This window comes from Bacteroides acidifaciens (genome assembly GCF_903181435.1).
In the GTDB taxonomy this organism is placed as follows: domain Bacteria; phylum Bacteroidota; class Bacteroidia; order Bacteroidales; family Bacteroidaceae; genus Bacteroides.
In genome coordinates this window covers 2,251,185-2,274,087 of sequence record NZ_CAEUHO010000001.1, presented here as the reverse complement: position 1 = coordinate 2,274,087, position 22,903 = coordinate 2,251,185, and the positions used below count along the sequence as shown (strand labels likewise).

25 protein-coding genes, 1 tRNA gene and 1 pseudogene are annotated in these 22,903 nt (G+C 40.2%); 7 read left to right on the top strand and 20 right to left on the bottom strand.

From position 1 onward, the window contains the following. Nucleotides 1-21: 21 nt before the first annotated feature. From CLIN57ABFB40_RS09590 to CLIN57ABFB40_RS09575, 5 genes are all read right to left on the bottom strand, one after another. Nucleotides 22-1,116 carry an Imm5 family immunity protein gene (locus CLIN57ABFB40_RS09590; RefSeq protein ID WP_175629867.1) on the bottom strand — a complete coding sequence of 365 codons (1,095 nt, stop codon included), beginning with the start codon at nucleotides 1,114-1,116 and terminating at the stop codon, nucleotides 22-24. A gap of 49 nt (nucleotides 1,117-1,165) precedes the next feature. Further along, nucleotides 1,166-1,588: a hypothetical protein gene (locus CLIN57ABFB40_RS09585; protein ID WP_005643601.1), complete on the bottom strand. Its 423-nt coding sequence runs from the start codon at nucleotides 1,586-1,588 to the stop codon at nucleotides 1,166-1,168. Between the two features lie 82 nt (nucleotides 1,589-1,670). Next, nucleotides 1,671-2,063 carry a hypothetical protein gene (locus CLIN57ABFB40_RS20590; RefSeq protein ID WP_120010701.1) on the bottom strand — a complete coding sequence of 131 codons (393 nt, stop codon included), beginning with the start codon at nucleotides 2,061-2,063 and terminating at the stop codon, nucleotides 1,671-1,673. Nucleotides 2,064-2,141: 78 nt separating this feature from the next. Continuing rightward, entirely contained in the window at nucleotides 2,142-3,248 is a 1,107-nt protein-coding gene (locus CLIN57ABFB40_RS09580; RefSeq protein WP_175629866.1) for a tyrosine-type recombinase/integrase, read from the bottom strand. Between the two features lie 97 nt (nucleotides 3,249-3,345). Beyond that, complete coding sequence (locus CLIN57ABFB40_RS09575) at nucleotides 3,346-3,960, bottom strand: TetR/AcrR family transcriptional regulator (RefSeq protein ID WP_175629865.1); 615 nt, start codon at nucleotides 3,958-3,960, stop codon at nucleotides 3,346-3,348. A gap of 604 nt (nucleotides 3,961-4,564) precedes the next feature. On the opposite strand from CLIN57ABFB40_RS09575, the gene CLIN57ABFB40_RS09570 reads away from it, so the two are divergent. The 6 genes from CLIN57ABFB40_RS09570 (at nucleotide 4,565) to istB (ending at nucleotide 10,364) form a co-directional block, all read left to right on the top strand. Next, nucleotides 4,565-5,800 (top strand): site-specific integrase, encoded by a 1,236-nt coding sequence (locus CLIN57ABFB40_RS09570; protein ID WP_175629864.1) that lies wholly within the window; start codon nucleotides 4,565-4,567, stop codon nucleotides 5,798-5,800. An 84-nt stretch (nucleotides 5,801-5,884) separates the two neighbouring features. After that, complete coding sequence (locus CLIN57ABFB40_RS09565; protein ID WP_117833935.1) at nucleotides 5,885-6,415, top strand: ORF6N domain-containing protein; 531 nt, start codon at nucleotides 5,885-5,887, stop codon at nucleotides 6,413-6,415. Nucleotides 6,416-7,047: 632 nt separating this feature from the next. Next, on the top strand, nucleotides 7,048-7,581 hold the full coding sequence (locus tag CLIN57ABFB40_RS09560) for an antirestriction protein ArdA (protein WP_175629863.1): 534 nt from the start codon (nucleotides 7,048-7,050) through the stop codon (nucleotides 7,579-7,581). A gap of 76 nt (nucleotides 7,582-7,657) precedes the next feature. Further along, nucleotides 7,658-7,864 carry a DUF3873 domain-containing protein gene (locus tag CLIN57ABFB40_RS09555; RefSeq protein ID WP_175629862.1) on the top strand — a complete coding sequence of 69 codons (207 nt, stop codon included), beginning with the start codon at nucleotides 7,658-7,660 and terminating at the stop codon, nucleotides 7,862-7,864. Nucleotides 7,865-8,035: 171 nt separating this feature from the next. Beyond that, nucleotides 8,036-9,601 (top strand): IS21 family transposase, encoded by a 1,566-nt coding sequence (gene istA / locus CLIN57ABFB40_RS09550; protein WP_175628403.1) that lies wholly within the window; start codon nucleotides 8,036-8,038, stop codon nucleotides 9,599-9,601. Continuing rightward, nucleotides 9,591-10,364: an IS21-like element helper ATPase IstB gene (istB, locus tag CLIN57ABFB40_RS09545; protein WP_065539093.1), complete on the top strand. Its 774-nt coding sequence runs from the start codon at nucleotides 9,591-9,593 to the stop codon at nucleotides 10,362-10,364. Before istA ends, istB begins: the two co-directional genes overlap by 11 nt. 113 nt (nucleotides 10,365-10,477) lie before the next feature. Here the strand turns inward: istB and CLIN57ABFB40_RS20585 are convergent. The 7 genes and pseudogenes from CLIN57ABFB40_RS20585 to CLIN57ABFB40_RS09515 form a co-directional block, all read right to left on the bottom strand. After that, nucleotides 10,478-10,648, bottom strand: a pseudogene (locus CLIN57ABFB40_RS20585) (bifunctional DNA primase/helicase); the annotation flags it as partial. Next, nucleotides 10,611-10,970, bottom strand: a complete 360-nt coding sequence (locus CLIN57ABFB40_RS09540; protein WP_004325475.1) for a helix-turn-helix domain-containing protein — start codon at nucleotides 10,968-10,970, stop codon at nucleotides 10,611-10,613. The pseudogene CLIN57ABFB40_RS20585 and the gene CLIN57ABFB40_RS09540, both read right to left, overlap by 38 nt. Nucleotides 10,971-11,186: 216 nt before the next feature. Then, on the bottom strand, nucleotides 11,187-12,032 hold the full coding sequence (locus tag CLIN57ABFB40_RS09535; protein WP_175629861.1) for an RteC domain-containing protein: 846 nt from the start codon (nucleotides 12,030-12,032) through the stop codon (nucleotides 11,187-11,189). A 1-nt stretch (nucleotide 12,033) separates the two neighbouring features. Further along, nucleotides 12,034-12,717, bottom strand: coding sequence for a ferredoxin family protein (locus CLIN57ABFB40_RS09530; RefSeq protein WP_172502244.1), 684 nt, complete (start codon nucleotides 12,715-12,717; stop codon nucleotides 12,034-12,036). Continuing rightward, the gene (locus CLIN57ABFB40_RS09525; RefSeq protein ID WP_175629860.1) at nucleotides 12,714-13,841 is read right to left on the bottom strand and encodes a GyrI-like domain-containing protein; all 1,128 of its coding nucleotides are present in this window, start codon (nucleotides 13,839-13,841) and stop codon (nucleotides 12,714-12,716) included. The genes CLIN57ABFB40_RS09530 and CLIN57ABFB40_RS09525 overlap by 4 nt, the downstream gene beginning before the upstream one ends. 118 nt (nucleotides 13,842-13,959) lie before the next feature. Next, a complete protein-coding gene (locus CLIN57ABFB40_RS09520; RefSeq protein WP_175629859.1) occupies nucleotides 13,960-14,583 on the bottom strand; it encodes a CatA-like O-acetyltransferase, family 2 in 624 nt (207 codons plus the stop codon). A gap of 80 nt (nucleotides 14,584-14,663) precedes the next feature. Further along, entirely contained in the window at nucleotides 14,664-15,485 is an 822-nt protein-coding gene (locus tag CLIN57ABFB40_RS09515; RefSeq protein ID WP_175629858.1) for a helix-turn-helix domain-containing protein, read from the bottom strand. A 388-nt stretch (nucleotides 15,486-15,873) separates the two neighbouring features. Here CLIN57ABFB40_RS09515 and CLIN57ABFB40_RS09510 point away from each other — a divergent pair. Then, nucleotides 15,874-15,961, top strand: a tRNA-Ser gene (locus CLIN57ABFB40_RS09510). A 146-nt stretch (nucleotides 15,962-16,107) separates the two neighbouring features. Here the strand turns inward: CLIN57ABFB40_RS09510 and CLIN57ABFB40_RS09505 are convergent. The 8 genes from CLIN57ABFB40_RS09505 to CLIN57ABFB40_RS09470 form a co-directional block, all read right to left on the bottom strand. Next, a complete protein-coding gene (locus CLIN57ABFB40_RS09505) occupies nucleotides 16,108-16,878 on the bottom strand; it encodes a hypothetical protein (RefSeq protein ID WP_175629857.1) in 771 nt (256 codons plus the stop codon). Between the two features lie 2 nt (nucleotides 16,879-16,880). Continuing rightward, nucleotides 16,881-17,351, bottom strand: a complete 471-nt coding sequence (locus CLIN57ABFB40_RS09500; RefSeq protein WP_175629856.1) for a hypothetical protein — start codon at nucleotides 17,349-17,351, stop codon at nucleotides 16,881-16,883. 7 nt (nucleotides 17,352-17,358) lie between these two features. Further along, nucleotides 17,359-17,643, bottom strand: a complete 285-nt coding sequence (locus tag CLIN57ABFB40_RS09495; RefSeq protein ID WP_024986197.1) for a hypothetical protein — start codon at nucleotides 17,641-17,643, stop codon at nucleotides 17,359-17,361. Between the two features lie 34 nt (nucleotides 17,644-17,677). Beyond that, nucleotides 17,678-18,838: a hypothetical protein gene (locus CLIN57ABFB40_RS09490; protein ID WP_175629855.1), complete on the bottom strand. Its 1,161-nt coding sequence runs from the start codon at nucleotides 18,836-18,838 to the stop codon at nucleotides 17,678-17,680. 52 nt (nucleotides 18,839-18,890) lie between these two features. Further along, complete coding sequence (locus CLIN57ABFB40_RS09485) at nucleotides 18,891-19,883, bottom strand: PGN_0703 family putative restriction endonuclease (RefSeq protein WP_175629854.1); 993 nt, start codon at nucleotides 19,881-19,883, stop codon at nucleotides 18,891-18,893. A gap of 539 nt (nucleotides 19,884-20,422) precedes the next feature. Continuing rightward, on the bottom strand, nucleotides 20,423-20,608 hold the full coding sequence (locus CLIN57ABFB40_RS09480; RefSeq protein ID WP_175629853.1) for a hypothetical protein: 186 nt from the start codon (nucleotides 20,606-20,608) through the stop codon (nucleotides 20,423-20,425). A gap of 25 nt (nucleotides 20,609-20,633) precedes the next feature. Then, the gene (gene nuoE / locus CLIN57ABFB40_RS09475) at nucleotides 20,634-21,110 is read right to left on the bottom strand and encodes an NADH-quinone oxidoreductase subunit NuoE (protein ID WP_024986194.1); all 477 of its coding nucleotides are present in this window, start codon (nucleotides 21,108-21,110) and stop codon (nucleotides 20,634-20,636) included. Nucleotides 21,111-21,128: 18 nt separating this feature from the next. Beyond that, entirely contained in the window at nucleotides 21,129-22,895 is a 1,767-nt protein-coding gene (locus CLIN57ABFB40_RS09470) for an NADH-dependent [FeFe] hydrogenase, group A6 (RefSeq protein WP_175629852.1), read from the bottom strand. Nucleotides 22,896-22,903 lie beyond the last annotated feature (8 nt).

The window sequence follows — 22,903 nt, the reverse complement described above, 5'->3', positions numbered from 1 at the left end:
TATTTTATCCACTCACAGAAACTAAGTCAGATACAGCTTTCTTCTTTCAATTATTTTTCTTAGCCATTGAGGGGTGTATTCTTTACTTCGTGGATAATCCTCAAATGCTCCAATAAGCCAATCGGGATTATTGAATATGTCGGAAATGGATGTTATATCATCGTAATTAAAGGATATATCATAAGAATTGCCTTTTTCTATTGTTATACAGCATTGCATCCATGCTCCTTCTTTGGGGGCTTGTAGATACATATCTTTGTGGATATGAAACAGACTGTTATGAATAAGATTTTCTATACTTTGGCAGAGTGTTATTTTCTGAACTTCTTCTTCCCGACAACAAGTAATGTTCATATAAGAAGCAGAAATGAATGTATAGCTTAATACAATTTTATTCCAGTCTTTCGTTTGCTTATCCGTTGCTTCTATCAGTGCATGTACCAGTTGTTGTATTTGATTTGACACATTTTCAATCTGCCAACTTTGTGTGCGTTTGGGAATAGAAATCTGATTTTGCGACTTTTTAGATGTTGGTTTTATCATTGTATATGGTGTATTCGATTTTTCACACATACCAAGAACCATATCAAGATACCACAACCAATATTCCTTGCGTTTCTCCGCATTACCTATTTCCATGAAAGGATTGCTGCCCGAATAGGCTATTGAGCATATAAAATCCGCATTCCAGCTTTCAAAGTCGAAAGCATTATCATCTTCACCGTTATAATCCTCTATCTCCAATATGGTAGCTGCATCATTCCGAATAGCATATCCTAAAGCGATGATTGCCCACCCTGCCATATCTTCGCAACTCTCAATGGATTGTTCCGCATAATTGCATAACCGTTCCACCGAAACCGATATGCTTTCGGCAGTGCCCTTATTCTTGTAAAGATAACTATCTATTTCGGACAAGACTCTGTATAATGGGTTTTCATTGTCATATTCCTTTGTAAAGCAAGAACAGACTTTCTTGCAACACTCGCATAATACTTTTTGTACTATACATATATCGCTTATTTGTTTCATCAAATCAACACGATAGGGCAAAGGCAAATGCCCCATACTGTTTTGATTGATTATTTCTTTCAGTTTTTCTACTTGCTGTATCATACTGGTTTCTGTTTTCGCTAATGGTTTGGAAAGGAACACCGTTCAGGGGTTATCTTTCCTTGTTACCAATGAATTTACTTTTGTATATAGCGTACTCTACTGTGTAAGTAGCCAGCTTCACGCCTAAGAACATGCCTACAAGCAATATATATGCTACAAAGCAATATTGATTATACAAGAGGTCTTTTAAGAATACAGGTATCAATAAGGCTATGATTGTAGCGTTCTGAAACCACTTCTGTACTTTCAATAAGAGGTTAATATATAAATGGTTTCCTATGTAATTGAACCCCCATTTATAATTATGCCGTTTCAGGTAAGACAAAGAAAACCAAAGTCCTACAAGTGAAGCAATAAGGGCTACTCGCCACCATGCTCCCATGTAAGGGAACATACCTTTTAAGAATGTCAGCAAAACAATGCCTATTATGCTACATTCATATACTATTCTTACTTTTGTTACATCATTCATATTATGTACGCTATTTGTTGGTAATGGTTAGAAAGGAGCATCGTCAGATGCTATCTTTCGTTGTTACTAACTTATTAAATCTTTATTGTATAATTTTTAGCCAATGACGATGTGTTATTATAAAATAAAGTAATACAACCAAAATGGGATAAATCATCCATGATATGAAGGAAGAAATCTTTTGACTATTAAATATCAGAGGTTTACTTCTTATAATTTCCATACCTTTTTTCCCTTTTATATAATACGAACAGAATGTCTTATATAATAAAATATAGATTATGATGAAAAACACAAAAGGGGTTTTATAATTGAAATTCTCCTCTATCAGTAGATATGTCAATACTATAACAGGAAGAAATAATATTCCACATATTATCTGTATCGTCCGCTCATGTGGATTTTCCAATATAAATTTATCCCTATTAAATATGAATATCTGATAATACATCGCATCTAAAATGAATTTTATCATAAAGAGTTATTCGTATTGTTAGTAATTTATTTATAACCGCACCTTATGGTGTCGTTCCTACACTTCTATAACTGCACCTCACGAATTATCCAGTGTATCAAGAGGATTAGGGATTTTTGCTTTATGGGCACTTGACACATGAAGATAAATGGTTGTGGTCTTGATGTCGTTGTGTCCCAACAATTCCTGTATCGTGTGCAGGTCTGTTCCCTGTTCCAGCAAGTGTGTGGCAAAGGAGTGGCGCAGCATGTGTACGTGTACACGATGTTTGATGCCTGCACGATGTGCGGCTTCTTTCAGCACTTTCACCAATGCACTTGCCGAATATTGCTCTCCGGGTGTTTCGCCCTCAAACAGCCATTTTTGTGGACGATATTCCCGGAAGTAGTGCCGTAGTTCTTCCAGCAACTTGGGCGAAAGGAGCGAATAACGGCATTTCTTCCCCTTGCCCATGATGCGAACCGACATTGTTTCGCTGTTGATGTCCTGCGGGGTCAGGTTAAGCAATTCGCTTCTTCTAAGTCCGGCAGAGTAAACCAACGAAATCATGCAGTGATGCTTGATGTTGGAAATTTGTGCAAGGATGCGCTTAATTTCATTCTTGCTCAACACTTCGGGCAGGCTCTTGTACTCTTTGGCACGGGTGATACCGCCGTAGTATTGCCGTTTGCCGCCTTTCACCTGCTCGTAATAGAACTTGATAGCATTGATGCGCATATTCTGTTGCGACACCGAGATTTTCTTCTCGTTCACAAGATAGAGTATGTACTTGTTGATGTCCGGCACTTTCAGGCGGTCGATGTTCCGTCCCTTGTGATATTCCACGAAATCGCTGAAATAGGCACGGTATGTTTTGACTGTCGAGGGGCTGTAACGCTTTTGTTCCAGCAGTTCGAGGTAGCCTTTTGGCAGTGTGTATTCCCTTTTAGGTTTGGGATGCCGCACGTAAACCCGGCTGTAATCAATATAGGCGTGTGGTGAATAGCGGTCGTAGAAATCCGGCAGGCTGAAAGCGGCTGACGCTATATATGCAGAGCCGTTGCCAGCCATTTCCATGCCTGTGTCTTGGGCGAGCAGTTGGGCGACAGCCTGACTGTTTGCGTATTCTATCCGTATGTAGTCTGCACCGTCCCTTGTTTCTTTGTGTAGCACGATGCTTCCTCTTTGTTTCTGAACCTTATCCATGTCGCTGAATTTTGCTTCATGCTCCAAAGATAAAACAAAAACGCCACATTTTGAACATACGTTCAAAAATAATAGAGGTTAAAAAAACAAAACTGTATCAGGCTTTAAGCAGCGAATAGATATAGCGAAAGTTTTCTGCCAGTTCATCCACGTTCAGACCGTTCAGAAATGCTTGTTCGTATGACAGTCCTAAAAACATTTGCCGGAACATGGTAGCCGTTTTCTTCACGTCCGTGTCGTTTCTGATTTCCCCGCTGTTTTTTGCTTTTTGTATGACTTTCTCCCATAGGTCATAGTCTTGTCGGTAGATTTTCTCAATTTTCTGCCTGATGCCCGGATAGTACATACGCACTTGTGACAGGAAATGAAAGTAGTAGAAGTTAGGGCTACAATCATGCGGGCTGCTATTCTCGTCAATCAGTTCAACAATCCTTTTCATGGAAGCGGCTACCCCCGCCACGTATTGCCCGATGAACTTCTCCAACGTATCGGCAGGAGCGGCAAACTTGTTTCCCGGTTCGTGCATTTTTAGCACGTATTTGTCTGCCACAGCCATGAATAAATCCAGCTTGTGCGGAAAATAATAAACGATGCCCGTTTTTGTCACTCCGCAGGCTTTGGCAAGCGTGATGATGCTTGCTTTCTCGTAGTTCATCCTGACAAATACCCCAAATGCTTTATCTATTACTTCTTCACGGTTAGTTATTATCATACACGTTTGTTTTTAATCGGTTACGAAGATACGGATTTTGTTTTAACCATTTGTACCCCAGTGCTTTTTTTTAGTGCAAGGTGCAAGTATATATTTATATATATAGCTTGCACCTTGCACTAACCCAAAAATATTTATTATCAGATATTTGCGAGTTTCAAAAGAATGCCGTATCTTTGAACCCGAAAGTTAGGCAGACAAACAGCGGTCAAAGTTGGACAGGCTTAACGATTAAAAATCGTTACTGTTTCGTTACCTATTTGAAATTTTGAAAGCAAAGTAGCTGAAATACAAGCGGTTAGGGTCGTAGGTTCAAAACCCTGTCTCTCCGCTGAACTAACCGGACAATACCGGACAGTAAGCAGACAAGTCCCACAAATTCAATGATTTGTGGGACTTTTTTTATCCCCTTGTGTCTGCCTTAAAGTACATCTTTTCGCCCCTAAAAGACAAAGTTCGTAACCTAACTCGTACCCCTGACAAACAAAAACGGAAAGGGGGTACAGATTGTCCGAAATTGGCGAAGTCCTGTCGTTATTTGGCTTGCCTGCATGGAACTCATTTTTAGAGAATTACAATAGTTTTGCAACTTAAAAAGTGAGTTATGAAATCGACATTCAACATTTGCTTTTACGCAAAGAAAGACAAGCAGAAAGCCAACGGTGCGTACCCCCTTTTCGCCCGTATCACAGTGGACGGCGTGGCGAGCCGTTTTAACACCAAGCTGGACGTGTTACCCTCTATTTGGGACGGCAAAATGGGCAAGGCTACCGGACGTACTTCGGAAGCCAGCCGCATAAACCGTATGCTGGATGATATAAACGCATCCTTGAACACCATTTACCACGAAATGCAGCGGCGTGACAATTACGTGACCGCCGAGAAAGTGAAGAACGAGTTTTTAGGTCATAGCGAGAGCCACGAAACAATCCTTACCCTGTTCCAAAAGCACAATGACGATGTGAAGCAGTTGGTCGGCATATCCAAGACGATAGCGACCTACCGCAAGTATGAAGTCACCCGCCGCCACCTTGCCGAGTTCATTCAAAGCAAGTACAACGTATCGGACATATCCATTAAGGAGATTACCCCGATGTTCATTACCGATTTTGAGTTATACTTGCGTACTGCTTGCAAGTGTGGTTATAACACCACCGCCAAGTTCATGCAGTTCTTCAAGCGTATCATCATCATTGCCCGCAACAACGGCATACTGGTGAACGACCCTTTCGCCAGTTACAAAATCCGGCTGGAGAAAGTGGACAGGGGGTATCTGACAGAGGACGAGATTAAAATCATCCTCAAAAAGAAAATGGTTTCCGAGCGGCTGGAACACGTCAGGGACTTGTTCATCTTTGCCTGCTTCACCGGGCTTGCCTATATAGATGTAGCCGGGCTTACGCAAGACAACATTCGCAAATCCTTTGACGGCAACCTTTGGATAATGACAAAGCGGCAAAAGACGAATACGGATGTTAATGTTCCTCTGCTGGATATTCCCAAGATGATTTTGAAGAAGTACAAGGGTAAGTTACCTAATGGCAAGATACTTCCCATAATCAGTAATCAGAAACTAAATGCGTACCTGAAAGAGATTGCCGATGTGTGCGGTATTAAAAAGAACTTGACATTTCACCTTGCCCGGCACACGTTCGCAACGACTACCACGCTGTCAAAGGGCGTACCTATTGAAACGGTGTCTAAAATGTTGGGACACACGAACATTGAAACGACCCAAATCTATGCCCGCATCACTAACAGCAAGATAGGTAGTGATATGCAGGGGCTTGACAAGAAGTTTGTCGGCATCGAGAAGATTTACAAGGAAGTCGCTATGTAATCTTGATTGTTGGGAACTGGTCACAATTTGTGACCAGTCCTTACTATTATTCCAACATTACTAAATCCCCTAAAATATACGATTATGGACTTACAGATTATCCAAAACAAAATTTTTGAAGTAAGAGGTTACCGGGTAATGCTCGATTACCATTTGGCAGAACTCTACCAAGTGGAAACACGAGCCTTAAAGCAGGCGGTCAAGCGCAATATCGAGCGTTTTCCGGGCGATTTTATGTTTGTACTTTCCAAAGAAGAAGCCAACTTGCTGTTATCCATAGGGGTATCACAAAATGTGATACCTCCTGACTACAACTTTGGCGCAGCCTTGCCTATGGCTTTCACAGAACAAGGCGTAGCCATGCTTTCTTCGGTTCTCCGTTCCAAAGTAGCCATAGAAGTAAACATTTCAATCATGCGGGCTTTCGTCCTCATGCGCCAAATGGTAATCGGTTACGAGGAGCTGTTAAGGCGCATTGAGGAACTGGAGGTAAGCACCGATGCACAGTTCAACGAACTGTACCAAGCCCTTACCCAGCTTCTAAGCCAGTCGAAGCAGCAGAAAGAACGCCGTCCGGTAGGTTTCGTTACCTATAACCGTGACAAAAACGAATAGGTAACGATTTCGGTAACGAAATTCCACCTAATAAACTATATCCCAACAAAGTACACTCTTTCACCTTGCGGGCAGTCCACCGACTACCCGCATTTTTTATATCATTTTCCAACTGGCACATTCCCCAAAACGCCAGCCTTGCGTGGCATGACCGACTGATTTTCGTGAAAAGAGCCGTTGGAAACCCGCACAAGCGTATTGCAAGCAAGCTCACAACACCCTTGCCTTTCCCGCCCGCATGGAGTGTTCCCTAAAAGACGAAAGAGAACAGGCACTTTTCCCCTGTTTCCCTAAATGTAAATCTTCCTCTTACGCAGTCCACCAGCCGGAACAGTCGTTTTAATCATTTCAATAGGCAAAGGTAGTTACGTGTTCTTCACGACTTTGCAAGGTCGAGCCGTTCCGGTTTGGCGGAAAATCTTCCCTGCCTTGCGAGGTATTTTTTGCCCAAAACCTTGCAAACTCTAAACACTACCCTTTTGAGCCTATGTGAAACGAAAACGACCGCCCCGACCGGAAGACGCATAAAAAAAAAGTCGGATTTACGGGAAACAGGAAAAAAGTTCAGTGAAACTTCAACTCCCTCACCTCTCAAATCCGCATAAAATTAAAAACTTAAAAATTACAGCAATATGGAAGCAAAGGTATTATCGGAAGCAAAAGTTTATGTAGGCACTTACGGCAAGTATAACAACGGTTCATTGTCCGGCGCATGGCTCGACCTTTCGGACTATTCGGACAAGGAAGAATTTTACGAAGCCTGCCGGGAACTTCACAAGGACGAGGAAGATGCTGAATATATGTTTCAGGACTGGGAAAACGTGCCGGAGGGCTTAATCGGCGAAAGCTGGATTTCTGAAAACTTCTTTGCCCTGCGTGATGCGGTAGAGGATTTGAGCGACACCGAGCAGGAAGCCTTTTTCGTGTGGTGCAACTATAAAAGCCATGATTTGAGCGAGGAAGATGCGGACGACCTTGTACGTGATTTCCGGGACGAGTATCAGGGACAATATGACGATGAAGAAGATTTCGCCTATGAAATCATAGAGGAATGCTACAACCTGCCGGAGTTCGCAAAGACCTATTTCGATTATGAAAAGTTTGCCCGTGACCTGTTCATGTGCGATTACTGGTTTGATGACGGCTTTGTGTTCCGTGCGGCATAACAACCAATCCGGGCGGGGTGTCGAAGCCCTGCCCGCTAAAAACAACCAAGTTTATAACCATAAAAAATAAGACATCATGCAGTCACTTAACAAAAATGGGGTAAGCATTACCCAAACACCGGGAGAAGAAAAATACGTGAAATGTTGCTTAGGCGCATTCAGGGGACAAATTTATTATCAATATGACTACCGCCACACGGACGGCGAACTTTTCAGCACGGTAGCCAAAACGCTGGACGAGTGCCGCCGCAGGCGTGACGAGTGGATAGCGTGGAAAATTTAAAGTCGATTGACCCACTATTATAAAAGTCTTCTGACCCACCTTTATAACCGAAACTGATCCGCTGTGATTATAATAAAAATTGCCCCTGTATAATTACCATATTTCAGTCTTGTTTTCGTACTTTACAAAGCATTTTAACCCGGTATTATTAACTGAATAAAATTTTAAAGAATGAAAATAAGAATCAAGCACATACTGCGGTGTTATCAGTCAGGAATGAGTATCCGCGGTATCAGTTCTTCTCTCCTTGTTTCACGTAATACAGTCAAACGTTATATCCGTATATACGAAGATATGGGTATAGAACTTGAGCGTCTGTTGAAAATGGACGAGCAGCATCTGCATGAGCTTTTCGGTACGGAGACTGACAAAGAATCGTCTGGCTCTGCAGAGTATAAGTATCTTCAAGAACGTATACCTGATTACATGAAACGACTTAAGGTCCGTGGGACAACAAGAAGGTCTTTGTATGAGGAATATCTTAAAAATCGTCCACAAGGTTACAGCTACTGTTCTTTTTGTTTATATATCAGACGAGAAAGGGAAGTAAAGATTCCTGTTGGACGCATAGATCATATAGCCGGTGATCAGATGTATGTGGATTTTGCCGGCGACAAACTTTATCTCTCATACGAAAAAACAGGCAATAAGGTTCCCGTAGAAGTATTTGCCGCTATACTTCCATGCAGCCAGATTACTTATTACGAGGCTGTACCATCACAAAAGAAAGAACACCTTATCCAGGCATGTGAAAATGCTTTCCATTATTTTGGAGGTGTCCCCAATGCCATAGTTCCAGACAACCTGAAATCAGCCGTAACAAAGCCTGGAGGTGTTGAACCTGTAATCAATGACGACTTTGCTGCATTTGCAGACCATTATGGATGTGTTGTCTTCCCGGCAAGAGTACGAAAGCCTAAAGACAAAGCTCTGGTTGAGAATGCTGTAAGACTGCTCTACAGGGAGGTGTATTCAAAGATGACGGGATTGAAATTCAATGATCTTGAAGCCTTGAACATAGAAATAATGAAGCATACGGATGCGTTGAACAGCCGAAAGATGTACAATCGCAACTACAGCCGTCGGGAACGTTTCCTCGAAGTCGAGAAAGACAGGCTGCATACATTGCCGGCAACAAAATTTATATCAAAAAGCCGGAAAACGGCAACTGTCATGAGAAACAGTTATGTATCGCTTAACAATCACTATTACAGTGTTCCTAAAGAGTATATCGGCGATACTGTAGAATTACTGTATGATGGGGACACAGTGGAGATATATCATAAGTTCAGACACATAACGACACATCGCAGGGATGATACACCTTTCACTTATTCAGAAAAACCGTCCCACAAACTTTCGGGAGTGCTACATGAATACAGAATCAGAATGGATGATATATACCGCAAGGCATGTGAAATTGATCCGGTATTGGAAGAGTACATAAAGCGTGTGGCCGTTGCCAAGAAATATCCGGTCCAGGCCGTACGTTCAGCCGATGGTATATTAAGTCTTGTGGAGCGTTTCGGACATGACAGGGTGGTTCTTTCATGCCAGGTGGCAATGGAATTCGGTATGTTCGGGTACAACGAACTTGAAAGTATTCTGGTAAACAGGGAAGATGAGAAGTATCATGTACAGATGGAGGGACAGGCTCCCGAACTTACCCCCAAACACAGAAATCTCAGAGGCAAGGATTATTTTAACTCTAAAAACATGGATAAAAATGACAAGTAATAATAAAACAAGCAGAACTGTCGGAAAAAATATGGACAGAATAATGGAACTACTCTCCAAGTTACGTTTTTACGGCATGCTTGAAACATATAGAAATGACTGCAGGACCACATCCTCTGATGGTATGACAAACGATGAGTTTCTTAAATGGCTTCTTGAAAGCGAATATGATTACAGACGCAATGTAAGCATTGAGAGACTGATAAAGTCTGCAAACTTCAGATATAAGGCATATATGGAAAAAATAGACTATACCATAAAACGTAACCTTGACCGTAACCAGCTTGAGAGACTTGCATCTCTTGATTTTATAAGAGACGGACAGAATGTTTTCATCACGGGAAGCTCCGGTACAGGTAAAAGCTATATAGCTTCAGCCATAGGATATGAGGCATGTAAGAATGGAATAAAGACTTTGTATTCAAATGCGTCAAAGCTTATGGGACAGCTTAAAATTGCCAAAAACAAGGGCACTATAGAATCTGAGATGAAAAAAATAGAAAAGTGTCAACTGCTGATTCTTGACGATCTGTTTCTTATAGGACTGGATGCCAGGGAAAGGTCAATCCTTATGGAAATAATAGAAGACAGACACGGATTAAAATCAATCATAATAACATCACAACTTCCTGTCGAAAGCTGGTATGATGCAATTGGTGATCCTACAGTAGCTGACGCAATCCTGGACAGAATTGTACATACAGCACACAAGATTGAACTTACCGGGGATTCTGTAAGAAAGATTAATGCTAAAAAGAAATAGTATATATTGTAGATTATTATAATTGAAAATGACCCGGGTTAAAATGCATTTTTCTTTATTTAAATCTAATATTTTTTTGATGGGTCAATTTAGAGTATAATAGTGGGTCAATCGACTTTAAATTTTCCACTATGGCGGTCGAAGTAGATATTACAGGATGCTTTCTTGTCCTGATAAAGAGGATTAAGAAAGTGCCTGCCAATACGCCAGTCACCGGGTAAGTAATGTTTAAAAACAAGCAGACCGTTATTTGTTCTGCTTAGAATTTCTTCTTTCCTTAACATATTTCTGATGATTGGTTATCAGTTCATTTATACACTCCTTATCACGCTTAATCAAGCGTTCTTCCAACATTCGCTTTACTTCCTTAATCTTGTAGAAGTAATGCCCCTTGATGTCGGAGTAAGAAATCATTCCTGCCGCCCGTAGGCGTTGTAAAGTACGGTCACTGATTTTCAAGAACGTGCAGACTTCGTAACTATCCACCCAAATTTCATCTTCATCAGTCTTGTTTTCGTCCAAGTGATTGAAAATGTAGTCTGCTATGGCTGTAATCTTGTTGTCAAGTTCCTTATAGGCTTTTGACTCAAATGTTATAATCTCCATATTGCTAACTTATTGATTTGCCGCAAAGTTCGGGAGAAGAAATAACCTAAAAGTCATGGCTATATCTATCATGGTATTACTTTTTTTCAAGCTGTTTTAGGGGAATATTGGCGTAAAAGCTCCCCAAAATGTCATTTTTCAAAGTAGATTTCACCATAAAAAGAAAGTACCATGTTGGGGAGAACATGGTACTTCTACATACTGGAATACTGGAGATTATTTCATATCATCCTCATTCATCCGCTTAACAAGATTATCTATCAGATGATGAAGATATGCCGTCCGGTCTTTTCTCTCTTTCATGGCTATGTATGAAGCATAATAATCCCCTAAATCCATGTGGAATATCGTGCTAAGGAAATTCATCATTTCTTTTATCTCCACGTTGCCATTATTGATGTCACCCGAAGATACAAGAGAATATCCCAGTTCGATAAGATATGCCTTTTTACCTGTAAAGCGGAACGGATATTTGAAGCATCTTTGTAGATTATCTTCTATCTGATTATTCGTTACCAGTTTCACCAATCGCTTATTCAGATAAATGCGCAGCATTTCATTGGCGATAATCTTTGCCACTTTATAGTCATATCCGGTTGAGAAATTAGGGTCTTTGTCAAACTGTGCGCTATCGGTACATAACCGCAAATCTGCTTTTCCACGAACAAAATAATATTCATCATACACAGTGGAGTGTGAACGGTAGTATTGATAAAAGTCCAAATTGCGATTGAAGAAATAGGTCAGATTATCCAGTTCCCGATTGATATAATTCCTAATCACTTCATCGCTACCATTAGGATATTGCGTTTCAATCTTGTATATCTTATAGAAGAATAGCAACCGACCAAGTATTTCCGGTTTCTGTGTCTTGAAAAATAAGATTTCATCCTCTTTGGTTGGAAATATATAGGTTTGTATTTTAGTTCTCAAATCATCAAGAACTGTTTGCAGCTTATGTACCATTGATAGAGAGGTTTCGATAATATCATAGCCGTAGAGGTCGATTTCGTCAATCTCTATGTCTATTTCCTGCAATATATTACCTATATACCCCTTCATCTTACTTCATAGTGATATGTCGTTTCATGTATGCCTGTGTTTTCGGGCAATAAACCAAACATTTCAAGCACGTAACACAGTCATAAACATTTACTATCTCATCCCTTGAAACATTCATGTTCCATACAACTCCGTTTAACGCTTTTTGTGGGCATACATCCCTGCATATATTACAATTACCGCATTGCGACGACTTGATTTCGTGTTCCATTATTGATAAAGGGGCATTTGTCAGGACAGAGCCAAGACATTGTGCCGCTCCATATTCAGCCGTGATGAACAGGTTATTTTTGCCAATATAACCAGTACCACTAAGTACGGCAATGGTCTTGTGTGGTAAAATGGACGTTTTTGTTGCGAAGTCAAATGTATTCTCTGTTATCAAAGCATTATCGGACTGTGACAATGCTTTGTAACCTTTGCTGATAAGCCGCCCAGCCAGTTTGTCCGCAATCATTCCCACCCGTTTTTCTGCCTGTGCATATTCATCGCTGAGGGTATGCACATAATCGGGACTATCATGTACAGTTTTGATAAAATGTGGATTTATGGCAATTCCTATCAGTAGGGCATAGGGAAAACCCCGGTTTTGTCGTATATCCAGCATGGAAATATCCACGAAGTGAACAAAATCGGCATTTTCATTTCTTAGCTGTTGTTCGATTTCCTTATTTAAGCCATTCATTTGTTCTTTCGCACAATAGGAATATAAATATCCGTTCTCAACTCCGAAACAGGGGTCTTTTCGGGAGTGTTGAGATAGGTTTCAAATGTGTAAGGCTCCCGTAGCGCATATTCACTTGTCGGCAACCAATCAAGGTATATGTAACGATATACTCTGTTCAACTCGTGATATAGCCCCTTGAATTGAAACACTGCATATTCTCCGGCTTCTATTTCATGAACAGAAAAGCCATTGGGAACGTTAAATGATTCCGGAACGGTTATACCCACCATGAAACGGGTTTGTTCTTCTGAAGAAATTAGCGGACAATCCAATGTAAGGCTTATAAATTTACAGCCACTTGACTGTAAACCGCAATTTTCAGAAAGACGTAGAATCTGTTTCCATAATACCGTAAAATCATGGTTTATATGTTCCGTCCATTCCAGTTTCAAACAGGCAATACGAACAGGCGGAACTTTCTCAATGCAAGGAACAATTTGCACCGGATACATTCCTGCGGGGTTAGCATTGGAATGTAGTTTACGAAATTCCGGTATCGTACACTTAAAATAACTTTTGAATGCCCTTGAAAGTGTATGTTTATTTTGGTAGTTTATTTGACATAACAATTCAGTAACGCTTATATTGGTTGATATTAACTTGAATGCGATATATTCCAATCTTAACCGCTGAATGTAAAGCCCGATATTTTCACCACATACAGCTTTGAAGACACGCCGGAAATGGTATTTGGAAATACCTGCCGTTTGCGATATGGCATCTAAACTAAGTTCCTCGAACAAATGGCGGTTAATGTATTCTTGTACCCTTACAATCAGCTCATATAACACGTGGGCTGTATTGATTTTTTGTTTCCACCGTTTTATTTCGGGAAGCCGTTTTGACATTACCTCTCTGATTTCCTGCGAAGTATAGGATATACCTACTTCTTTATAATACTCTTCGGGGAAAAGCCCCCAAAGGTAAATCAGATAGTCCATCGAAAAATCGTAACCCTTGACACCATGCTTCAAACAATAGTCGCAATATTCCGCACTCGTATTTACCCCAAGATTATTGTAGTCAATATCTAAGGGTATTCCGCAGGTTTGGCAATATTTGGCTTCTATGTCTGTTTCCATTGCTGTTTCTATTATTGAGAGCAAAGTTACTCAATCTGTTACGAAATCAGTTACCCTAAATAGTCATTTTTGAAATAAGCTGCAAAATCGTAACCTGTGTATATCATTTATAGCAAACTTACTTATACTGCAAATTGTCAATTGCTCTCTGAATCCCGTCCAAAAAGCGGGAAGCGTGCGCCCCATCCATTTGCGTGTGGTGGAACTGGAAAGAAACGGTAAGCGTCGTTTTCAGCAGGCGGTGTTTGTATTTGCCCCAAATAAGGAACGGATTATTAAAAATACCGCTATACATACCGACAGCACCGTCTATTTCATATTGTGCCAATGCGGAAGTTCCGATAACCATGCTTTCCGTCAAGTCGTGATTGACGCAACTTTCAGCCACTTGTTTGGTAAGTTGCAGATAGTGTTGATTGAACAGAGACAAATCATCGCAGAAAGGAATATCACACGAACTTACCTCGCCCTTTCTGTTAGCGACAATGGTGTTTACTGCAATGGTGTCGTACTGCATCAGTTTACCGCCAACGGGCAGCATATAAAATTCTTTCACGCTCCTTGCGGCTTTGCCGATGCACCAGCACATCAACATATTAAACTTCATGCCCGATTTTCGGCTGATTTTCACAAGGCGTGACACGTTGAGTGTCTTAAAGAACGTCACCATTGGCATAGGTGCGTTCATCCACATTTCAAAGGCGTATGCACGGCTGGTTTCTTGGGGATTTACTTCTTTCATACTTAATGCTATTTTCATTTAATGAATCAGGCGGCAAAAGTAGGAGAAGCGTTTGACCCCGGATAGAACAAACGGGACATTTATACGGGATTGGTGAACAAATCGGAATATGGATTTGATACTTTCAGCAAAGACACGGGCGTATATCCGCAGAATTTCTTGAACTCCCGGATAAAGTGCGACTGGTCGGCATAGCCGCTGGCGTATGCTATTTGTGCCTGATTGATTTCTTTGCCCGCTTGATGCTGCATCTGCGCCAAAGCCTTTTGGAAGCGGACGATACGGGTATATTCTTTGGGATTGATGCCTACAAATGAATGAAACAACCGCTCAAACTGTTTTTTACTTAGGCAGGCAATGGAAGATAATTCGTTTACAGAGATTTGCGGAGTGATATATATTCGCTGTATGGCGGCATCTATTCTTTCAATTCTGTATGTGGTATCAGTCAAATTATCGGCAATTTGTGACACCAGCCATTTTTCTATATAGCTTATGCAAATAGAATTATTCTCACAGTTGAATATTCGTGCAGCCAGCTCATTCAAACTCTTGTTTTCAAGGCTGTAACCGGACACTTCTTGATTGTAAAAGAGTGAAGTCGGCATGTTCAGAAACATACTCATAGTGTGAGGGTGGAATACAACCACTATCATTTCTGTATTGCCGTCAGCATACAAATGGGATGAGAAATTAACTTGTCCGCTCACAGTCAGTTTGTCTTGTGTAATATTCAGTTCAGGGATATATAACGGTGCTTGTTTATGGAAAATGATTTGAGGGCAACCGATAGGATAAGTAAAGGCATCCAGCGGTCGATTGCTCTTGAATACCCAATAATATCTTATATAAGGTTGCAACAACTTACATGGCTTGTAAAATTTGAACTCCTCTTGAATCATTTTACAAAGGTACTTATTTTAGTAGTATCTTGTTTATTACAAGGTAGTTTTTAGTGCAAGGTGCAAGTATATATCTATATATATAGCTTGCACCTTGCACTAACTGCATAAGATTTATTTTCAATGATTTGCATATGTCAAAAGAAAGCCGTATCTTTGAACCGTAGTTTTAGGCAGACAACGAACAGCCAAAAGGTGACAGAAAAGCGTTATTCTTGTAACCTAAGTTGTACCCCTAAGGCTTTGACATACTGATAAGAAATTGAATTTCAAGGATATTGGAGAGTAGGTTCATAACCCTGTCTCTCCGCTGAGAATAGCAGCTTTGAAGCTGCTATTTCTTTTGTGGGAAATATATTTCCATTGTCTGTTATTTTATTGAAAAAAAGGAGAGGTGCTCGAGTGGTTGAAGAGGCACGCCTGGAAAGCGTGTATACGCCAAAAGTGTATCACGAGTTCGAATCTCGTTCTCTCCGCAAACAAGGGTGTAAGAAAGCCGCTGACGGACAGTTAGCGGCTGATTTGTTTTTTAGTGGAACACATTTGGAACACAATAACAGAAATAGAACTAAATAAAGCTAATAGCTAAGTTGTGCTTATATTTACTATGTAATCTGTATTGCTAAAGAATGCTTCGAGGAGTGTTGTCTTTAAAAACAAATGGCAAATCAATAGTGAATTGGTTTTTACCGTCTGCCTTTGAAACTATAAGCGAAAGAATTTTTTGTCCTTCTTCCTTTGGTAAGCTTGGTAATGGTATGCTAGCAAGCCAAATTAAGAAATAGTTTATTGAATCGTTATCATCAATAGCAGTAACTTCACCATAATTTGAGTAAACAAACGTCCCTATTGACTTATAATAATAACAAGTCATAGACGTTTCATCTTTCTTAATAAAGAAGAATAACCTGTTATCAAAATAGACCACCGTAACCAACCTCTTCAATTGAAAATCCTTAATAATAAAGTCTTTTACTCTTTCAGGCTTTTTGTGTGTTATATTCCAATAGGTAGTCGGAATGTTTACTTTAATTCTTTTGCCATTAAAGTTCCTGTATAAAGTGACTAGAAAAGGATTAGTAAAAGCTAAATCCGACTTTCTTATAGATTGAATGAACTTCAATTCTTTATCGGACATAGGATAATATTCATTAGCTTCTTTGCAGTCAGAATAGTGTCCATTCAATTTTATCACAGAAACATGACAAGGGAAATTCTTATCGTGATTATTCCACAATTGGAGATTAGGACAATATTTATCCAATAGTGTTCCGTATGGCAAATTGTCGGGGCAATTATACGTTGAATAACTTATATCATAAACACTTTGGGCGGTCAAGACTAGAGCTATAACAATGCCGACAACACTTAAAACTATTCTTTTGAAATACATAATTATAACTTATTTGTTGTGGAATCAATTTTATGAATACCCTTCCGAATAATTCTCTGAAAGTTTTTTTTAAAACAACGAATCAATTGAATACGCAAACGGAAGCGCCTACGATAGTTTATTTCATAGAGCCATACATGCCCTTTCTCGAAACACTCCGGAATATTCCTTTCCAAATACTCAAATTCATCGTTACTTAAATATTGCCCATAACGTAAATAAACGACCATATAAACATCAACATACCCATAAACTGGCATTTCTTCATGTAGCCATTTGACAAACTTCTCATAAAATTCCCTATCGGTTTCATCCTCTTGCACAAATTCATAAACCAATGGAGTTGAATATCGTACAAGATAGTTTATCTCATCAGGGTTGAAAATAGTTCCGCCTTTCATTCGTGGTACAGACGGAACTTTCAGACTTTCCAAAAATTTTCTAAATGGTGTATCAATCTTGTTAACAATCATATGATTATTAATTTGGTTTACTTAAGAACAGCCAATAAAAAAGAGCAACGATTGCTACAACAACAGAATTTCCCCATTCCAATTTCTTCAAAAACACATTCCATTCTGATTTGAAAAACTTATCAGCTTGCGAAACCGCAAACTTATGGGCTAATTTTACAACAATTGGAAATACAATCAAAGGCAATAGAAGCAAAAGTCCATATTTTACATCTGTTGCCCATGCACTAACATCGGCAATGATATAAACAATATAATTCAATACCAATAAGAAGTTACATATAAATTTCATAATATCAATATTAATCGGTTAATATTCAGAATATTTATTTAGATTGTTTCGGTGTAATCTCGTTTGCATTAGCTACGCCCCACAGCTTACCTGTCGAGTTCCATTCCATAGACCTGTAGCCTATATTCTTTGTTTCTACATTTACGTATTTTACACTCAATACATTATCCCGAATTACAATATCTTCTATCAGACCTTTCTCGTTAGGGTCAGGATAATGTTGTATGGAATACAGTTTCCCTATAAACTTTTCTTTCAGGTATTCTATATGATTCTCTAAAATATAAGTCGTATAAGCAAACGCAGAGCCATCCTTCATTGATATTCCTGATATAAACTTGTCTTCATTCAGCCGTGTGAGAAAAAGTTCTCCGCTTTTACTTTCCATCAAAAAGATAGGAGATTCACAATCATTGCTCCCACCAAATTCTATGTTGTTTTTAATCAAAATATCATTTTGTACAGATGGGGTTAAAAATGTTTTTCCTGAAACAAGTGATTCATAATAACAGGTTTCTTTTTTACCCAAACCATGTGTACTTTCACTTTTTGTAATAAGCTTTATTTGTGGGTCTTCTTCAAGAAGTTTCAAGGCTTCATCAAAAGTTAATATTTTTTTAATGAGATAAGAGTCTCCTGCCAAAGAAACAGGTTCGTTTGCTACTCTTTTCCCTACATAATCAGAGGCATATGCATTATGCAAAACCATTGTATAAGGTTTCCAGTTTTTACCGTCTTTCTCATAACAAGGGAAATTAGCATTATCCCCTCTCATATCATCAAGCACCTTTACATTAGAAGATTGAGGTTTGACAGGTTGAATTATTGGATGATATAAGTAGGTCGCTATCTGATTAATAGAAAAGTCTAATTGTTTCTTCTTGTATTGAATGTACCCTTTTATTGGAGTAGGAAGATTGACAAGCTGTCGTTTCAAAGCGTAACGATTTCCGTGAGGAGCAAAAGCTTCATCCGAGATGCAGAAAATTCGTTGATTGATAAATTTTTGGTAGGATTTATAATCCAAAGGAGCACCAATGTATCTTCCTCGATGTGATTCTCGTATATAAAGGTCTTGTGATACATCGTATACATCTTCTTTTTCTTGCTTTGGAGTTGAGTTTTCTACTTTCAGTTGTGCAAAACAATAATTATAAGACAACATCATCAACATACTTAGAATAATAGCTTTCATGTTTTTTATCTTTAAATTAAACAAACGTTTTTATTAGATTTACTTATACGTTTTACAAATACCTGTCTGTTAGATAATTGCAATAAGATTCGTTCCCATCATGAAATTCTTTTGACAGTTTTGCTATCACTTCTTGATAGGTTATATGGCTAAACTTTATATTGTCCTTTTTAGCAATTTCTGCAAACTGTTCTATCTCTTTTCTATGCTTACTTCCCTCTTTTCCTATTACATCGTACCAAAGATATAAGAGATGAAATTTGCGTTTGAGTATCAAATTCCTTTTACCTTCTACAAAATGATGCTTTTGAACAAGATTTGAATTATACTCGTCACTATTCTTTTTCAGTCCTAATATGTGTTTTATTAATTGTGCCGCATCTAAATACTGGAACTTAGTATCATTAGGAGAAATTTCTTTTGCTAATTCATACAGATTAGGCAATCCGTTCCAAAAAGAGAGATTTTCAACATACTTTTGTTTTAATCCTCCATGTTTTCTACTACTATATGGTTCTGTAAATTTAGACTCAATACCAATAGTAGACAATGGAGTATAAATCACAACATCAATATTGGGTGAATGTGGGAATTGAGATTTATCTTCACTTATCTCAAACTGCTCTTCAAATTTAATTTCGTAATTAAGTGGAGAAGGAATTATGGGAATTTTTTCAGGAGAAACAGAACCGACATTCTTAATCAGATAGCCTACCTTAGTAGTTCTTGAAGTCAATTTGCATGCATTTAGAATCGGGCAAACATCTTTTCCCTGCCAATACTGGAACAGATTAACCACAATCGCAGAAGATGAATGAAGTGCTTTCATTTTTGCCAATCGTGTTTTAGAATCTTTTGTTTCGTTCCCGTCACCCGAATTATAAGAATCTAAATTCTCCTTAGACAACGGCTCAAACAAATTATCTGCTAAACTATACAAATAGTTTTTCTCTCCTTTATTGGGAATTGTACCTCCTAGTGGATTGAAGTTTTTTCTTTTTGCCCAACTCTGTTGTTTCGATTTAATAAAATCTAATCCATTCATAGTAATTAGTAAAGTTGCGCCATTCGACTCCTTTAATGACAGGATTAGACAAAAAGAAAGTGTGGAGCCATTCGTTTATTGTGTAGGAGGTTCTGACAAAACCCAAAAGCAAATAAACAATACTCCACACCTGTTTAGTATATGTCTTTTGAACATACGCTACCCAAGTGATGAATGTCATTGCTTATCCCTGCTTTTTTGAAACTGTCAGATTTCCTACACAGGATAAAAGCGAAACACTTTCACTATTACATTTGCCACTTTTCGTGACTTTGCAAAGATAGTAAAGTTTCTCAAAATAACATTCCGATTAAAGAATATTGTTTTCTTTGCTCTGGGTTATATTACTAATACGATAATAAAAATTAGTAAAGGAGAAGTTTGTAACATACGTTCACACTTCTCCTTTAGTTAGTTATCAGTATATTAATAGATAACCGTTTGATTACAAGTATATTATCGTTAATTGTGTTGTTGGTTTTCAATATTAATAAAGGTTTAATTCACATGCGTTATTGCTATTTAACTTATTAGACATTTTAAGCAGACAGCAATTCACCGTTTTGCGCATAATTTACTCCATAGTGTTTACATGAATAAAAGAATGTTCCAATCTTAGCTCCATCATCTTTTTTATATTTCAGACATCGACTATATTGAATGTCGCAATCGCCTTTTTTGTTTGTTGTTAAAAATGTTTTAAAGCGGCTGCCTTGCTTTTTCAAGGCAGCCGCTTTTTATTCCGGATATTTATTCCAACTCTTCGATAATCTTCTTCACATCTATCGGTTGCAATCTTCCGTACACTTTCTCGCCAATCATCACTACCGGAGCCAGTCCGCAGGCTCCTACGCAGCGCAGACAGTCTAATGAGAATTTTCCATCCGGTGTAGTTTCGCCAACTTCGATGCCTAGTACGCGTTTGAATTCTTCGAGTAACTTCTCGGAGCCGCGCACGTAACAAGCCGTACCCATGCAGACGGAGATGGGATGTTTTCCTTTCGGAGTCATGGTGAAGAAGGTATAGAAGGTGACCACTCCATATACTTTCGATACGGGGATATTGAGTTTGGAAGCGATGATGCGTTGCATCTTTTCGGGCAGGTAGCCGTGCAGGTGTTGCGCTTCGTGCAAAATATTGATTAGTTCGCCTGGGTTGTTTCCGTGCTTGTCGCAAATCGTTCTGACTTGTTCTGCCACATCGCAGGCTAGTTTTATATCTGACATAATACTCTTCGTTTAAAGTTAATCCATAGATTTGTTGAAATAGTGCGTGTGCAATAGCGTTTCCGATATCTCGCCCAAAGGTTTGCCGAGATATTCTTCGTACAGTTTCTTGATATACGGGTTGTCGTGCGATTTGCGCAACGGTTTGTTGGCGTCTTCGCGATAAAGCGCGTTGGCGCGGGCGTATAATACTTCCGAATTGCCATGGTGCAGTGGCTGGCCGCCACCGCCGATACAACCGCCGGGGCAAGCCATGATTTCGATGACGTGATATTCGTTGTGCCCGTTTCGTATATCTTCCAGTAGATGGCGGGCGTTGCCCAGTCCGTGTGCGATGCCTACTTTTAGTTCAAATCCGTTCAGGTTGATGGTGGCGCGGCGGACTCCGTTCAGTCCGCGTACTTGTTCGAAATTTACATTCTGGAGAGGCTCTCCGGTGTAGATTTCGTAGACGGAGCGCAGGGCGGCTTCCATCACACCGCCTGTGGTGCCGAAGATGACGCCGGCGCCTGTCGATTCGCCCATCGGGTTGTCGAACGGGCTGTCTAGTACGAGCGGGAAGCCGATGTTAGCGCGTTTAATCAGTCGTGCCAGTTCGCGGGTGGAGATGGAATAGTCTACGTCGGGGATGCCGTTTACTTTGAATTCGTCGCGGTCACATTCGTATTTCTTTGCCAGGCAGGGCATGATGGATACGACGACTAACTTCTCCCTGGGGATTCCCATTTTCTCCGCCCAGTAAGATTTGGCGATGGAGCCGAACATCTGTTGCGGAGAGCGGGCGGTGGACGGTATATCCAACATATCCGGGAAATGATGCTCGAAGAAGTTCACCCATGCCGGACAACAGGAAGTCAGGATGGGCAGACGGACGGATTTGTCTCCGTTGAGATAACGCGTCAGACGGTTCAGGATTTCGGAGCCTTCTTCCATGATGGTGAGGTCGGCTGCGAAATCGGTGTCGAATACGTAATCGAATCCCAGTTCACGCAGGGCGTAGACCATTTTCCCGGTAACCAGTGTGCCGGGGGGAAATCCGAATTCTTCTCCCAAGGCGGCACGTACGGCGGGTGCGGTCTGCACGATGACTACCTTGTTCGGGTTGGTCAAGTCGTCTAGCAGGCGGTTGGTGTAATCACGTTCGGTCAACGCGCCTACCGGGCAGACAGCTACACACTGACCGCAATAGGTACATTCACTCTCTGTCATCATGCGGTCGAAAGCGGGAGCTATCGTTGTGTTGAAACCGCGGCGGATGGCACCGAGCGCGCCAACTGTCTGCACATCGTTGCAGACACTTTCGCAACGGCGGCAGAAAATACATTTGTCCATGTTGCGGACGATGGAAGCGGTGATTTCCCGTTTGCGGGGAGACAGCTCGCCGCCATTGAAAGGCATCTCCCGGATATTGAAGCGCAGAGCCAGTGTCTGAAGCTCGCAGTTACCGCATTTCGGACAGGTGAGGCAGTCGTTGGGATGGTCGGAAAGAATCAGCTCGGCTACTACTTTGCGGGCGTTCATCACACGCAGGGTACTGGTCTTGACTATCATGCCTTCCGTGCAACGGGTGGCGCAGGCAGGAGCCAGGTTGCGCCGTCCTATGACTTCGACTACACAGATACGGCAGGAAGCGGGATTGTTTTTTATACAGGTTCCTTTCAAGTCAATGTGGCACAAAGTAGGTATGTTGATGCCTATTTTGTTGGCAGCTTCGAGGATGGTGCTTCCTTCGGGGACGGTGATAAAGTGGCCGTCTATTTGGAGAGTAATTTGTTTTTCTTCCATAGTAAATA